The organism is Pseudomonas sp. HC1(2025) (assembly GCF_058742075.1).
The window spans coordinates 533,780-548,484 of sequence record NZ_CP196017.1; the positions used below are offsets into that span (position 1 = coordinate 533,780).

A 14,705-nucleotide genomic window follows, 5' to 3' on the forward strand; every position below is an offset into this window, starting at 1 on the left:
TTAGCCAATGAGCGTGCAATGGAACCTGGAGCAGATGCGCCTGTTTGTCAGCGTCGCCGAGCAGCGCTCTTTTTCGGCGGTGGCACGGCACCAGCGCAAGGCGCAGTCGGCGGTGAGCAACGGCATTGCCTTGCTGGAGGCCGACCTGGGCGTGAGCCTGTTTGAGCGTAGTAGCGGTCGCCAGCCACGCCTGACCGAGGCCGGCACTGTGCTGCTGGAGGAGGCCCGGGAAGTGCTGCGCCAGTGTGAGCGCCTCAATGGCCGCGCCCTGTCGTTGATGCGCGGCGAAGAAGCACGGCTGCGCCTGGCCCAGGACGAAGCCATGCTCTATCAGCCGGTACTCGACAGCCTAGAGGCGCTGGCGGGGAAATTTCCCAGCCTGGAGGTGCAGTTGTCCAGCACGGCCCAGGGCGATGTCGCGCGCAAGCTGGTGGAGCGCAAGGCTGACCTGGGGTTGCTGTTTTACCACGACCAGATCCCCGAAGCCCTTGAGCGGCGGGTGGTTGGCAGTGTGGAGATGGTCACGGTGTGTGGCGTCGGGCATCCGCTGGCCAGGGAAGGTTTTGTCGATTGCCAGCGCCTGGCGCAGTTTCGCCAATTGCTGATGTCGACCCAGACCAGCGTCTACCCCGGCAGCGAGGCGGCCAGCCCGCAGGTGTGGCGCGCCGACAGCTTCTATGTGCTGGCCGAATGGCTGGCCCGTGGCCTGGGCTGGGCCTGGTTGCCCCGGCATGTGGTGCAATACCCGACCTATCACGGGCAGATGGTCGAGCTGGACAGCGAATGGACGCCGCCGGCCTTGGTGGTGGAACTGGTGTGGCGGCGCGATGAGCCCCTGGGTCCGGCCGCGCGCTTTCTGGCCGAACGTTTTACCGCGTGTTTGCAGGCGATCGGCTGAAAAAGCCGATAAACTCCGCCGCCATGAATAGAACTCTCTACAGCTGTCTGTTTTACCTGGCGCTGCCGTTGGTGGCCTTACGACTATGGCTACGTGCCCGCAAGGCGCCGGCCTACGCCAAGCGCGTCAGCGAGCGCTTTTCCTACGGTTTGCCGGTACTCAAACCCGGCGGGATCTGGGTGCACGCGGTGTCGGTGGGCGAGAGCATCGCCGCCGCACCGATGATCCGCGGCTTGCTGGAGCGTCATCCACAGCTGCCGATCACCGTCACCTGCATGACGCCCACCGGTTCCGAGCGGATCCAGGCACTGTTTGCCAACGAACCGCGCATCCAGCATTGCTACCTGCCCTACGATTTGCCGTGTGCCGCCAAGCGTTTCCTGGACCGGGTCCAGCCCAGGCTTGCGGTCATCATGGAAACCGAGCTGTGGCCCAACCATATTCACCAATGCGCCAAGCGCGGGATACCCGTAGCCCTGGCCAATGCGCGGCTGTCGGCACGTTCGGCCAAGGGTTACGGGCGTTTCGCCAAGCTGACCGCGCCGATGCTGGCAGACATGAGCCTGTTCGCGGTGCAGACCGCCACCGAGGCCGAGCGCTTTCGCAGCCTGGGCGCGCGCCCGGAAACGGTCGAAGTCACCGGCTCGATCAAGTTCGACCTGACCATCGACCCAGCGCTTTTGGCACGCGCCGCCGCGTTGCGTGAGCAGTGGCAGGCCAGCGAGCGCCCGGTATGGATCGCCGCCAGTACCCACGAGGGCGAAGATGAAGTGGTGCTGGCAGCCCACCGGCAGTTGCTCGCCAGCTACCCCAACGCGCTGTTGATCCTGGTGCCCCGTCATCCGGAGCGGTTCAACACGGTGCTGGAGCTGTGCCAACAGCAGGGTTTTGCCACGGTGCAGCGCTCCAGTGGGGCGCCGGTCGATGCCGACACCTCGGTATTGCTTGGCGACACCATGGGCGAGCTGCTGTTTCTCTACGCCTTGGCCGACAGCGCCTTTGTCGGCGGCAGCCTGGTGCCCAACGGCGGGCACAACCTGCTGGAACCTGCGGCGCTGGCCAAGCCGGTGATCAGCGGCCCGCACCTGTTCAACTTCCTCGAAATCGCCGCAATGATGCGCGACGCCGGGGCGTTGCAAGAAGTGGATGATGCCCAGGGGTTGGCCGAGGTAGTGCGGCAACTGTTCGAACTGCCACAGGATGCGCACAAGCGGGCGCTGGCGGGGCTCAAAGTGATGCAGGCCAATCAGGGCGCGTTGAAGCGTTTGCTCGATGGCTTGGACAGACTGCTCAAAGCCTGACCCAGCTCGGTCAAAAATGTAGGAGCTGGCTTGTCGGGTCGCCGCATCGCTGCGATAGCATCACCTCGGTGTTGCAGATAAACCGAGGCGCCTGTATCGCGGGCAAGCCCGCTCCCACATTTGTTATGTGGTGGGTTTAGTTGCTGGGGCGGGCCTTCAGTTGTTCGGCCGCGGCCTTGGCCAGGTCCGGCGGCAGGAAATCCTTGTCCGGGTTGTAGTCAGCCTTCAGGTAGCGCGCCAGGTCCTGCAGATCCCCCGGGTTCAACGTTCCCGCCGCCTGTTTCAAGCGCAGGTTGTCGAGGATGTAGTCATAACGGCTGTTGTTGTAGTTGCGCACCGAGGTGTACAGCTGGCGCTGGGCGTCGAGCACGTCGACGATATTGCGTGTGCCCACCTGGTAACCGATTTCCGTGGCTTCCACTGCGCTCTGGTTGGAGATGATCGACTGGCGGCGTGCCTGCACCTGTTCTACATCGGTGTTCACCGCGCGGTGCAGGTTGCGGGTGTTTTCCACTACCTGGCGGCGCAGGCCTTCGCGTTGCTGTTCGGTCTGGCCCAGGCGCGAATAGGATTCGCGTACCTGGGAGCTGGTGAGGCCGCCGCTGTACAGCGGGATATTCAGGCGCAGGCCGATGGTGCGTTGCTCGACATCGCCACGATAGGGCTGGCCGAACGCATTGGGGTTGCTGAAACCGAGGGCGTCGTTGTCGCCTTTTTCGTATTGCGCCACCGCGTCCAGGGTCGGCGCGTGGCCGGCCTTGCGTTGCTTGAGGGTTTCTTCGGCGGCGGTGACCGCATAGTTGCTGGCCAGCAGGTTCAGGTTCTGGCGCCCGGCGGTGTCGACCCAGGCCTTGGCGTCGTTGGGTGCTGGCGGCAAAACGGGCAGGGTATGGACAATGCCCTGGATCGCGTTGTACTGGCGGTTGGTCAGGGTGATCAGCGCTTCAAACGCGTCATCTACCTGGCGCTGGGCGAGGATCCGGTTGGCCCGCGCCGTGTCGTAGCTGGCCTGGGATTGCAGCACGTCGGTCTTGTCCGACAGGCCCACGTCAAAACGCTCGTTGGACTGGTCCAGTTGGCGCTTGAAGGCGGCCTCTTCGGCCTTGGTGGAGGCCAGGTTGTCCTGGGCGCGCAGCACGGCGAAGTAGTTTTCCGCGCTTTGCAGGATCAGTTCCTGCTCGGTGGCCGAGAGTTGCAGGGCGGCCTGTTCATTGACGGCTTCGGCAGCTTGCAACTGGAACCAGCGGTCGGCGCGGAACAGCGGCTGGCTCAGGGTTGCGCGCCAGGTGTGGGCGTCGCGATTGGCGGTGGCCGACGGTGTGTCGATCTGGGTGCGCACGTTGTTCACGTCGGCACCGGCCGAGAGGTTGGGCAGCAGGCCGGCGCGGGCCTGGGGCACCACTTCTTTCTGCGCGCCGTACTGGGCGCGGGCGGCGGCCAGGTCGGCGTTGTTGTCCACCGCTTCCTGGTAGACGCTGACCAAGTCGGTTTTGGTCGACAAGGGCGCTTCTGCTGCCCAGACCATTCCATTGGTCGCACAAGACACGGCAAGAGCCAGTGAAAGTTTGCGCAGCATGAGGCGATCCCTAGATAAATATTACGGCGATAATTTAGCGCCCAAGGCTACGACGAGCAATCCATAGCGTCAAGGCGTTGAGACAGTAGGCGAGTGTAGTGGCCACACCCCCGCACAACAATCCTGTAATTGCGCCATTCATCACGCTGAATGCACCGCTATTGGCAATTTGCCTGCTCCATGGTCTAGACTGGCCGCGTTCTTGTCGGGGTGCCTTGCTATGAGGCTGAGATCGGTAAATACCGGATCCCGTTGAACCTGATCAGGTTAGCGCCTGCGTAGGGAACAAGATTTCTCGTCACCCGGCGAGTCCTCTTGTGCTTCGTCCGGGATGTTGTTCGACAATCGAACAGCCCTCGTGCGCCAAGCACAGCACTGCTTCCAGTGCGTCCGTCCGTCACAGGTTCGCTCCGACAAAAATCCACTGCCTGGATGTGTCTGGAGAGCCCGTGATGAGTACAAAACTAAAAAACACCGTGCATTTGAGTGAGTCGGCCAAGGTTGACTCGGGATCCGTGCAGCCGTTTACCCGCTCGCAAAAAGTCTATGTGCAGGGCACTCGCCCGGATATCCGCGTGCCGATGCGCGAAATCAGCCTGGACGTGACCCCCACCGATTTCGGCGGCGAGATCAATGCGCCCGTGGTGGTCTACGACACTTCCGGCCCGTACACCGACCCCAACGTGATCATTGACGTGCGCAAAGGCCTGGGCGATGTGCGCTCGCCGTGGATTGAATCCCGTGGCGACACCGAGCGCCTGCCGGGCCTGAGTTCGCACTTCGGCCAACAGCGCCTGAGCGACGCCGAGCTGACCGCCCTGCGTTTTGCCCATGTGAAAAACCCGCGCCGCGCCAAGGCCGGGGCCAACGTCACGCAGATGCACTACGCACGCCAGGGCATCATTACCGCCGAGATGGAATACGTCGCCATCCGCGAAAACATGAAGCTTGAAGAAGCCCGTGCCAGTGGCCTGCTCGACCAGCAACACGCCGGGCACAGCTTCGGGGCCAGCGTGCCGAAAATCATCACCCCGGAATTTGTACGCGAAGAAATCGCCCGCGGCCGCGCCATCATCCCGGCCAACATCAACCACACCGAACTGGAGCCGATGATCATCGGCCGTAACTTCCTGGTGAAGATCAACGGCAACATCGGCAACAGCGCCCTGGGTTCGTCCATCGAAGAAGAAGTGGCGAAACTGACCTGGGGCATTCGCTGGGGCTCGGACACGGTGATGGACCTGTCCACCGGCAAGCACATCCACGAAACCCGCGAGTGGATCATCCGCAACTCGCCGGTACCGATCGGTACCGTGCCGATCTACCAGGCCCTGGAAAAAGTCGGCGGTGCCGCTGAAGACCTGACCTGGGAACTGTTCCGCGACACCTTGATCGAGCAGGCCGAGCAGGGCGTCGATTACTTCACCATCCACGCCGGTGTGTTGCTGCGCTATGTACCGCTGACCGCCAAGCGCGTCACCGGCATCGTGTCCCGTGGCGGCTCGATCATGGCCAAGTGGTGCCTGGCACACCACAAAGAGAACTTTACCTACACCCATTTCGACGAAATCTGCGAAATCATGAAGGCCTATGACGTCAGCTTCTCCCTCGGCGATGGCCTGCGCCCGGGCTCGATTGCCGACGCCAACGATGCGGCGCAGTTCGGTGAGTTGGAAACCCTCGGCGAGCTGACCAAAATCGCCTGGAAGCACGACGTGCAAACCATGATCGAAGGCCCCGGCCACGTGCCGATGCAGTTGATCAAGGAGAACATGGACAAGCAGCTGGAGTGCTGCGACGAAGCGCCGTTCTACACCCTGGGCCCGCTGACCACCGATATCGCGCCCGGCTACGACCACATCACCTCGGGCATCGGCGCGGCGATGATCGGCTGGTTCGGTTGCGCCATGCTTTGCTACGTCACGCCCAAGGAGCACCTGGGCTTGCCGAACAAGGATGACGTGAAGACCGGGATCATTACCTACAAGATTGCGGCCCACGCGGCGGATTTGGCCAAGGGCCATCCCGGTGCGCAGATCCGCGACAACGCGTTGAGCAAGGCACGGTTCGAGTTCCGCTGGGAAGACCAGTTCAACCTCGGCCTGGACCCGGACACCGCGCGCTCCTATCACGACGAAACCCTGCCCAAGGATTCGGCCAAGGTCGCGCACTTTTGCTCGATGTGCGGGCCGAAATTCTGCTCGATGAAAATCACCCAGGAAGTGCGCGAATACGCGGCCAACCAGCGCATCGAGGCGGTGGACGTGGATGTGGCCAAGGGCCTGGCCGAGCAGGCGCAGCGGTTCAAGCAGGAAGGCAGTCAGCTCTACAAAAAGGTCTGACTTGGGATTGGAGGTGCTTCTACTGGCCTCATCGCGGGCAAGCTCGTTCCCACATTTTTGAATGTGTGGGAGCGGGCTTGCCCGCGATAGCAATCTCTCCAATAACAAATGTCCCTCTGAGATGACCCCCTTGAGCATTCAACCGAGTACCTACTCTCCCGACATTGCAGTCCCAATAGACAAACGTGTCTTCGGCGCCCGCGATCTGTTTTCCCTGTGGTTCTCCCTCGGCATCGGCCTGATGGTCCTGCAAACCGGTGCACTGTTGGCGCCGGGGCTTGGCCTGTCGGGGGCGTTGCTGGCCATCTTCCTCGGGACCCTGGTGGGCGTGCTGTTACTGGCCGCCGTCGGGGTGATCGGCAGTGACACCGGCCTGTCGTCCATGGCCGCCCTCAAGCTCAGCCTGGGTGCCAAAGGCGCCAGCCTGCCGGCGCTGTTGAACTTGTTGCAACTGATCGGTTGGGGCTCGTTCGAGATCATCGTCATGCGCGATGCCGCCAGCCTGCTGGGCACCCGCGCCTTCAGTGCAGGCAGCCTGTTGGCCAGCCCGTTGCTCTGGACCGTGTTCTTCGGCGGCCTCGCCACTTTGCTCGCAATCAGCGGCCCGTTGACCTTTGTGCGAAAGATCCTGCGCAAATGGGGAATCTGGCTGCTGCTGGCGGCGTGCCTGTGGCTGACCTGGAACCTGTTCGCCAAGGCTGACCTGGCCGCGCTGTGGGCCCAGGCTGGCGACGGTTCGCTGCCGTTTGCCGTCGGGTTTGATATCGCCATTGCCATGCCGTTGTCCTGGCTGCCGCTGATTGCCGATTACTCACGTTTCGGCCAGCGCGCCACCCGTGTGTTCGGCGGCACGGCCCTGGGCTTTTTTATCGGCAATTTCTGGCTGATGAGCCTGGGCGTGGCCTACACCCTGGCGTTCGCGCCCAGTGGTGAAGTCAATGCGCTGTTGTTGGCGTTGGCCGGGGCTGGCCTGGGGATTCCGCTGCTGCTGATTGTGTTGGATGAGTCAGAAAACGCCTTCGCCGACATCCACTCGGCGGCGGTGTCCAGCGGCATGCTGTTGCGCCTGAAAGTCGAGCACCTGGCGCTGGCGATTGGGCTGGTGTGCACGCTGATCGCCTGCTTTGCGCCCTTGGCCCAGTATCAGAACTTCCTGCTGTTGATCGGCTCGGTATTCGCGCCGCTGTTTGGCGTGGTGCTGGTAGACCACTTCATCCTGCGCCGGCGTGGCCAGGCGCTGGTTGCAAGCCTGCGTTGGCCGGCGCTGCTGGCTTGGTTGGGGGGCATCAGTACCTATCACCTGCTGGCCAATCTGTACCTGGATGTTGGCGCAACCCTGCCGGCACTGGTGCTGGCAGGGCTGCTGCAATTTATCCTCGGGCGCGCCTTCAGCGGCGCACGGGCACCAGCTCAGGCTTGATGATGCCGTCGAGGCGAGCGTAAGGAATCTGCAACTCGACGTGGCCCATGGCGTAGGGCGCGATGGTGGCGGTAGGGTACTTGAGCACCACCGCGCCGTAGGTCAGCGCCACGTTCGGGGTTTTCTGGAAGGGCCAGCTTTTCACGTAGTCCGGCTCCAGGCTCAGGCGGGTGCTGATCAGCCAGCTGTTGTGGGCCACCTGGGCGGCTTTCCAGAACGCGTCTTCCTTGCCGGGGCGCAGCATGTCCGCCAGGGTCAGGTTTTTTTGCTGCTGGCGCGAGTAGTTGATGAAGCCGCGGCCAGGTTCGCCATGGGCGCCGCCGGTGTCCAGGTAGCTGGACAGTTCGATGATCACCAAGCCGTCATGCTGCTCCCGTACCTTGGCCTGCAAGTACATGCTGTTGCGCGGGCCGGACTCGCGCAGGAATTTTTCCCGATAGGCGTTCAGTGTCGCTGGCAATGGGGAGCCGGGCGTGGTGCGGGTCATTTCCAGCAGGCGTTGCTCGATCAGCGCATCGAGCTTGGGCTCGTTGGCGAAATGCACGGTATCGATGTTCACCAGTGGGCAGTCGGCGGTGGTGCAGCCGGGTTGCACCACCTCGGAGGCATCGCGGGTGGCTTCCAGCGGTGCACGGTAGCTGGATTGGAACAGGCTCTGGCAAGCGCCGAGGGTCAAGGCAATACAGGCCACGGAGGCGACTTTTAACAGCGACATGGGCGTCCTTCATAAAGCGGAGAAGAGCGAAAGAGATGGGGCTTGGACTATCGGCATCCCAGTCAGTTCGCCACTAAGCTGATTACAGTGAGTTTGACCGCCGCCGCCCGTCCCGGCAACTGCAAAGGGGCTGCACCGAGGCACGCGGGCGCTGTAGGATGGCGCGATGCTCAGACACACACCGTATTAAACGAGGGTTGATATGACCGACAGTGCGAAATCGACGCCGAACAAAATTGAAATCGTTCAGCGCGACAATGCCTACCAGGGCTTCTACAAGCTCGATCGTGTACAGCTGCGCCACGAGCTGTTCGATGGTGGCATGAGCCCGGTGATCAATCGTGAAGTCTTTGTGCGCCACGATGCCGTGTGTGTACTGCCCTACGACCCGCAGCGCGATGAAGTGGTGTTGATCGAACAGTTTCGCGTGGGTGCCATGGGCCGCACCGACAACCCCTGGCTGGTGGAGATGGTTGCCGGCCTGATCGACAAGGACGAGCAACCGGAGGAGGTTGCACACCGCGAAGCCGAGGAGGAAGCTGGGCTGACCTTCTCGGCGCTGTGGCCGATTACCAAATATTTCCCCTCGCCGGGTGGCAGCACCGAATTCGTCCACCTGTTCCTGGGGCGTTGCGACAGTACCGGTGCCGGCGGTATCCACGGCCTGGCCGAAGAAGCAGAAGATATCCGCGTCACCACCTGGGCATTTGAAGATGCCCTGCAAGCGGTGCGCGACGGTAAGATTTCCAACGCAGCCAGCATTATCGCCCTGCAATGGCTTGCGCTTAATCGCGCGGAAGTGAGGGGGCTATGGCAGTAAAGACACGGGAACGCTACCGGGTCGACCTGATCGGCTTGCAAGCCGCTTGCGAGGCTAACTATGCGCGGCTGATGCGCCTGCTGCCAGACATGCGCCGCACGCCGCAAGCGCGGCGCATTGCCGTGACCCACGGCGACCAGATGCTCGGCGTGCTGAACCTGGAAGTCATCCTCACCTGCCCGTACACCAGCACCCTGCGCGTGCGCCAGGAGCACAGCCTGCCATGGCTGCCGGTGCCGCAGCTGGAAGTGCAGGTGTATCACGATGCGCGGATGGCCGAAGTGGTCAGCGCCGAACATGCGCGGCGCTTTCGCAGCATCTATCCTTACCCCAATGTGTTCATGCACCAGCCCGATGAGAAAGCACAGCTCAATGTGTTCCTCGGTGAATGGTTGAGTCATTGCCTGGCCTTGGGCCATGAGTTTGAAGTCGTGCGCTAGAGGTGAACTGCGTACGCTTCACGGGTTTCCTCTTTGTGTCCTGCCCCAGCATAATTGCGCCCATTGTCCATTTTTGTGATCGCCCTGGGAGAACGCCTTGCCGAGCGTATCCACCGTGAACCCTGATGCGCCGGCGTTGCTGGTGCAACTGTCTGACAGCCACCTGTTTGCCGAGGCCGACGGCACGCTGCTGGGCATGAACACCCGTGACAGCCTGCAACGGGTGATCGAGCTGGTGCGGGCCCAGCAACCGCAGATTGATTTGCTGTTGGCCACCGGTGACTTGTCCCAGGACGGTACGCTTGCGTCGTACCAGCAGTTTCGCGACCTGAGCCAGCAGCTTGGCGTCCCGGCGCGCTGGATTCCGGGCAACCACGATGAGCCGCAGGTCATGGCCCAGGCGACCATGGGCAGCGCACTGCTGGAACCGGTGGTGGATGTGGGCAACTGGCGGGTGATTTTGCTGGACTCCGCCGTGCCGGGCTCGGTGCCGGGTTATCTGGCCGAGCCGCAACTGCAATTGCTGGCGCAAGCCTTGAGTGAAGCGCCGGGCCGTCATCATCTGGTGTGCTTCCATCATCACCCGGTGCCCATTGGTTGCGCGTGGATGGAACCGATTGGCCTGCGCAACCCCGAGGCGCTGTTCGCCGTGCTCGATCGCTTCCCCCAGGTGCGGGCGGTGCTGTGGGGGCATGTGCACCAGGAAATCGACCGCGAACGCCATGGCGTGCGCTTGCTGGCGTCGCCGTCGACCTGCATCCAGTTCGCCCCCGGCAGTGAGGATTTTAAGGTCAGTGAAGAGGCGCCAGGCTATCGTTGGCTGCGTCTGCATCCGGATGGACGGCTGGACACTGGGGTAGAGCGGGTCAAAGACTTCACCTTTACCGTGGATTACGGCAGTAACGGCTACTAAACCTGCAAACACACACCAAAATGTAGGAGCGGGCTTGCCCGCGATTGCGGTGGGTCAGCCAACAAATCTATCACTGATATAGCGCCATCGCGGGCAAGCCCGCTCCCACACCCCTGGCAGACCGCGTTCGGCAGTAACCCTGCTCACACTGCGTCATTCCCTGTAAACTGCGCCCCTTTGGCCGATAACGCACGGAGAGCCCGGCATGTCCGCTTCGATCTTGTATATCCACGGTTTCAACAGCGCGCCAGCCTCGACCAAGGCCAGCTTGCTGATGGGCGTGATGGACAGTCTCGGTCTGGCCGACCAACTGCGGGTGCCGGCCTTGCATCACCACCCGCGCCAGGCGATTGCCCAGCTGGAGCAGGCGATCGGCGAGCTGGGGCGGCCGTTGCTGGTCGGCAGCTCACTCGGCGGCTACTATGCAACCCATCTTGCCGAACGCCATGGCCTCAAGGCGCTGCTGGTCAACCCGGCGGTCAGCCCCCATCGCATGTTCGACGGTTACCTGGGCACCCAGAAGAACCTCTATACCGATGAAACCTGGGAATTGACCCACGATCACGTCGCGGCCCTGGCTGAGCTTGAGGTTGCGGCGCCCCAGGATGCCCAGCGCTATCAGGTGTGGTTGCAGACCGGGGACGAAACACTGGATTATCGCCTCGCCGAGCAGTATTACCGGGCCTGTGCCTTGCGTATCCAGGCTGGCGGCGATCACGGTTACCAGGGTTTTGGCCGACAGTTGCCGGCGTTGTTGAGTTTTGCCGGCATTGGCGCAGATCAGTACCAATCCTTCGATTTCACCGCATTGTGAAACCGCAGGTTACTTTTTAATCGAACGACTCACGACGAGACCCCATGGCCACTCCCAGCGCTAGCTCTTATAACGCCGACGCCATCGAAGTCCTCTCGGGCCTCGACCCGGTGCGCAAACGCCCCGGCATGTACACCGACACCAGTCGGCCGAACCACCTTGCCCAGGAAGTCATCGACAACAGCGTCGACGAAGCCTTGGCCGGGCACGCCAAGTCGGTCCAGGTCATTTTGCACGCCGACCACTCCCTGGAAGTGTCCGACGACGGGCGCGGCATGCCGGTGGACATTCACCCCGAGGAAGGGGTTTCGGGTGTCGAGCTGATCCTCACCAAGCTCCATGCCGGCGGCAAGTTCTCCAACAAGAACTACCAGTTCTCCGGTGGCTTGCACGGTGTGGGTATTTCCGTGGTCAACGCCTTGTCCACGCAGGTGCGGGTCAAGGTCAAGCGCGACGGCAACGAATACCAGATGACCTTCGCCGATGGCTACAAGGCCACCGAGCTGGAAGTGGTCGGCACCGTCGGCAAGCGCAACACCGGGACCAGCGTGTACTTTGCGCCGGATCCGAAATACTTCGATTCCCCGAAATTTTCCATCAGCCGCCTCAAGCACGTACTCAAGGCCAAGGCCGTGTTGTGCCCGGGCTTGCTGGTCAGTTTTGAAGACAAAGGCACCGGCGAAAAGGTCGAGTGGCACTACGAAGACGGCCTGCGCTCCTACCTCGAAGACTCGGTCAGCGACTTCGAACGCCTGCCCAACGAGCCGTTCTGCGGCAGCCTGGCCGGTAACAAGGAGGCGGTGGACTGGGCCTTGCTGTGGTTGCCCGAGGGTGGCGACAGCGTTCAGGAAAGCTACGTCAACCTGATCCCCACCGCCCAGGGCGGTACCCACGTCAACGGTCTGCGCCAGGGCCTGCTGGATGCGATGCGTGAATTCTGCGAATACCGCAGCCTGCTGCCGCGCGGCGTGAAGCTGGCGCCGGAAGACGTCTGGGAGCGCATCGCCTTTGTGCTGTCGATGAAGATGCAGGAGCCGCAATTCTCCGGCCAGACCAAGGAACGCCTGTCGTCCCGCGAGGCCGCGGCGTTTGTCTCGGGTGTGGTCAAGGACGCGTTCAGCCTGTGGCTCAATGAACATCCGGAGCTGGGCCTGGCCCTGGCGGAACTGGCGATCAACAACGCCGGCCGTCGCCTCAAGGCCAGCAAAAAGGTCGAGCGCAAGCGCATCACCCAGGGCCCGGCATTGCCCGGCAAGCTGGCGGACTGCGCCGGCCAGGACCCGATGCGCTCCGAACTGTTCCTGGTGGAGGGTGATTCCGCCGGCGGTTCGGCCAAGCAGGCACGGGACAAGGAGTTCCAGGCGATCCTGCCGCTGCGCGGCAAGATCCTCAATACCTGGGAAGTCGATGGCAGCGAAGTGCTGGCCAGCCAGGAAGTGCACAACATCGCCGTGGCCATTGGCGTCGATCCAGGCGCCGAGGACATGAGCCAGCTGCGCTACGGCAAAATCTGCATCCTCGCCGACGCCGACTCCGACGGCTTGCACATCGCAACCTTGCTCTGTGCCTTGTTCGTCCAGCATTTCCGCCCGCTGGTGGATGCCGGTCACGTCTATGTGGCGATGCCGCCGCTGTACCGCATCGACCTGGGCAAAGAGATTTTCTACGCCCTGGACGAAGCCGAGCGCGACGGCATCCTCGACCGCCTGGTAGCCGAGAAGAAGCGCGGCAAACCGCAGGTCACCCGATTCAAGGGCCTGGGTGAAATGAACCCGCCGCAACTGCGCGAAACCACCATGGACCCGAACACTCGGCGCCTGGTGCAGTTGACCCTGGAAGACTACGCCGCCACCTCGGAAATGATGGACATGTTGCTGGCCAAGAAACGCGCCGGCGACCGCAAGGCCTGGCTGGAGTCCAAAGGCAACCTGGCCGAGGTATTGGGCTGATGCGCAGCGGTTTCGCCCTGGCGATACTGTTGTTGAGCGGGTTGGCAGCTACCCAGGCAGTTGCCCAGCCTGCGGTCGAGCTCAAGTTGCTGTCCGAACACCCGGTAGACGGCATGCGCGGCGGCAACCTGTCGGGCCTGGCATTGTGTGGCAAGGAGTTGTGGACGGTCTCTGACCGCGACGACGACCAGATCTACCGCCTCGACACCCGCGCCGACACCTGGCAGGCCGAGACGGTAAAGCTCGACGTGCCACCAGTGCCCGAGTCGGGCCTGCCGTGGGGCTTGCGCGCGCGCACCACGGCAGCGTCGGTGATACGCGGCGGCGACCTGGATTTTGAAGGCATCAGCTGTGACGCCGCAGGTAATCGCTACATCGTCAGCGAAGCCCATGCGGCAGTGCTGCAGGTGCCGGCAAGCGGTGATCCAGAGTGGCTGAAAATTGCCCCTGGCATGGTTCGCGAAGCGCGGGCCAGTGGTTTGCTGCTGCACTTCAATGCATTGTTTGAAGGCCTGGCGATCAACCCCGAGGGCAATCAGATCTGGCTGGCGGCCGAGCGCGAGCGGCGTGGGCTGATCTCGATCAAGCGCGGGCAAAGCGTTTGGGATTGTGATGGCCCATGCGTACTGTTGAGCGAAGCCGGCCAGGAAATGCAGCCGGCGCAGTTTCCGGGGGCCAGGGCGGTGTCCAAGGATTTTGCCGACCTGGCGCTGTTCAACGGCAAGCTGTTTACCCTGGAGCGCAACGCGTTCCAGATCTGCCGGCGCGACAGCGTGACGGCCAAGGTCGAGTTGTGCTGGTCGTACGCCGATGAGGCCCTGCTGCCAAATCGGCGCTACCCCCAGAGTTACGGGCTGGCGGAAGCGCTGCTGATTGACGCTGACGGTGCCTGGGTTGGCATCGACAATAATTTCGGCGCCCGGGCCGATGGTGAAAAACGCCCGATGGTCTATCGTTTTGCCGCCCCGGCCGGTGGCTGGAGCGCCCAGCCGTGAGCACGCAACCGCCCGGCAAGCGCGCTGGACGCCTATTGATGTTCGTGGCCTGGGGCGCGGGGCTGTTTTTGGCAACACGGTTTTTTGGGCAATGGGAGGCGCGGCAGGAAAACCCCAACGCCGTGGTCACCTCGCAGCAACACGCGGGTTATATAGAAGTGAAACTGGTCGGCAACGGCCAGGGGCATTTTGTCGCCACTGGCCAGATCAACGGCCAGCCGGTGGATTTCATGCTCGACACCGGTGCCACCGATGTGGCGGTGCCGGCCGAGTTGGCCGAGCGCCTGGGGCTCAAGCGCGGTTTGCCGGTGACCTTGAGCACCGCCAACGGCCGTAGCCAGGGCTATCGCACCCACCTCGACCGCCTGCAGTTGGGCGATATCGTCCTGCAGGACGTACGCGCCCTGGTGGCGCCGGGCCTGGGTGGCGAGCAAGTGCTGTTGGGCATGAGCGCATTGAAACAACTTGAATTTACCCAGCGTGGCGGCACCTTGCTGCTGCGCCAGACCAGACAATGATGAG

At 62.7% G+C, this 14,705-nt stretch carries 13 protein-coding genes and 1 riboswitch; of the genes, 11 read left to right on the forward strand and 2 right to left on the reverse strand.

The window, feature by feature from the left end; translation table 11 throughout:
- The first annotated feature begins 7 nt into the window (after nt 1-7).
- Both ACSSVH_RS02245 and waaA read left to right on the forward strand, forming a co-directional pair.
- On the forward strand, nt 8-898 hold the full coding sequence (locus ACSSVH_RS02245) for a LysR family transcriptional regulator (protein WP_169952266.1): 891 nt from the start codon (nt 8-10) through the stop codon (nt 896-898).
- A gap of 23 nt (nt 899-921) precedes the next feature.
- Nucleotides 922-2,199 carry a lipid IV(A) 3-deoxy-D-manno-octulosonic acid transferase gene (gene waaA / locus ACSSVH_RS02250; protein WP_492634026.1) on the forward strand — a complete coding sequence of 426 codons (1,278 nt, stop codon included), beginning with the start codon at nt 922-924 and terminating at the stop codon, nt 2,197-2,199.
- 136 nt (nt 2,200-2,335) lie between these two features.
- Here waaA and ACSSVH_RS02255 read toward each other — a convergent pair whose 3' ends face one another.
- The gene (locus tag ACSSVH_RS02255) at nt 2,336-3,775 is read right to left on the reverse strand and encodes a TolC family outer membrane protein (protein ID WP_169952262.1); all 1,440 of its coding nucleotides are present in this window, start codon (nt 3,773-3,775) and stop codon (nt 2,336-2,338) included.
- A gap of 196 nt (nt 3,776-3,971) precedes the next feature.
- Nucleotides 3,972-4,077: riboswitch (TPP riboswitch) on the forward strand.
- Nucleotides 4,078-4,227: 150 nt separating this feature from the next.
- Between ACSSVH_RS02255 and thiC the strand changes: the two genes are divergently transcribed.
- Together thiC and cytX are read left to right on the forward strand one after the other, a co-directional pair.
- Nucleotides 4,228-6,117: a phosphomethylpyrimidine synthase ThiC gene (thiC, locus tag ACSSVH_RS02260; protein ID WP_169952260.1), complete on the forward strand. Its 1,890-nt coding sequence runs from the start codon at nt 4,228-4,230 to the stop codon at nt 6,115-6,117.
- Between the two features lie 130 nt (nt 6,118-6,247).
- Nucleotides 6,248-7,537: a putative hydroxymethylpyrimidine transporter CytX gene (gene cytX / locus ACSSVH_RS02265; protein ID WP_492634027.1), complete on the forward strand. Its 1,290-nt coding sequence runs from the start codon at nt 6,248-6,250 to the stop codon at nt 7,535-7,537.
- Here cytX and ACSSVH_RS02270 read toward each other — a convergent pair.
- A complete protein-coding gene (locus ACSSVH_RS02270) occupies nt 7,506-8,252 on the reverse strand; it encodes an RsiV family protein (protein WP_432754951.1) in 747 nt (248 codons plus the stop codon). The two genes, cytX and ACSSVH_RS02270, sit on opposite strands and share 32 nt — an antisense overlap.
- Before the next feature lie 202 nt (nt 8,253-8,454).
- On the opposite strand from ACSSVH_RS02270, the gene ACSSVH_RS02275 reads away from it, so the two are divergent.
- The 7 genes from ACSSVH_RS02275 (at nt 8,455) to ACSSVH_RS02305 (ending at nt 14,701) form a co-directional block, all read left to right on the forward strand.
- On the forward strand, nt 8,455-9,072 hold the full coding sequence (locus tag ACSSVH_RS02275; RefSeq protein WP_169952254.1) for an NUDIX domain-containing protein: 618 nt from the start codon (nt 8,455-8,457) through the stop codon (nt 9,070-9,072).
- Entirely contained in the window at nt 9,063-9,512 is a 450-nt protein-coding gene (locus tag ACSSVH_RS02280; RefSeq protein WP_169952252.1) for a DUF1249 domain-containing protein, read from the forward strand. Before ACSSVH_RS02275 ends, ACSSVH_RS02280 begins: the two co-directional genes overlap by 10 nt.
- Before the next feature lie 97 nt (nt 9,513-9,609).
- On the forward strand, nt 9,610-10,425 hold the full coding sequence (cpdA, locus tag ACSSVH_RS02285) for a 3',5'-cyclic-AMP phosphodiesterase (protein ID WP_170042440.1): 816 nt from the start codon (nt 9,610-9,612) through the stop codon (nt 10,423-10,425).
- Nucleotides 10,426-10,630: 205 nt separating this feature from the next.
- On the forward strand, nt 10,631-11,239 hold the full coding sequence (locus tag ACSSVH_RS02290) for a YqiA/YcfP family alpha/beta fold hydrolase (RefSeq protein WP_169952248.1): 609 nt from the start codon (nt 10,631-10,633) through the stop codon (nt 11,237-11,239).
- Nucleotides 11,240-11,283: 44 nt separating this feature from the next.
- Complete coding sequence (parE, locus tag ACSSVH_RS02295; protein WP_169952246.1) at nt 11,284-13,188, forward strand: DNA topoisomerase IV subunit B; 1,905 nt, start codon at nt 11,284-11,286, stop codon at nt 13,186-13,188.
- Nucleotides 13,188-14,183, forward strand: coding sequence for an esterase-like activity of phytase family protein (locus ACSSVH_RS02300; RefSeq protein ID WP_169952244.1), 996 nt, complete (start codon nt 13,188-13,190; stop codon nt 14,181-14,183). The genes parE and ACSSVH_RS02300 overlap by 1 nt, the downstream gene beginning before the upstream one ends.
- Nucleotides 14,180-14,701 carry a TIGR02281 family clan AA aspartic protease gene (locus ACSSVH_RS02305; protein WP_169952241.1) on the forward strand — a complete coding sequence of 174 codons (522 nt, stop codon included), beginning with the start codon at nt 14,180-14,182 and terminating at the stop codon, nt 14,699-14,701. The genes ACSSVH_RS02300 and ACSSVH_RS02305 overlap by 4 nt, the downstream gene beginning before the upstream one ends.
- The last annotated feature ends 4 nt before the right edge of the window (nt 14,702-14,705 follow it).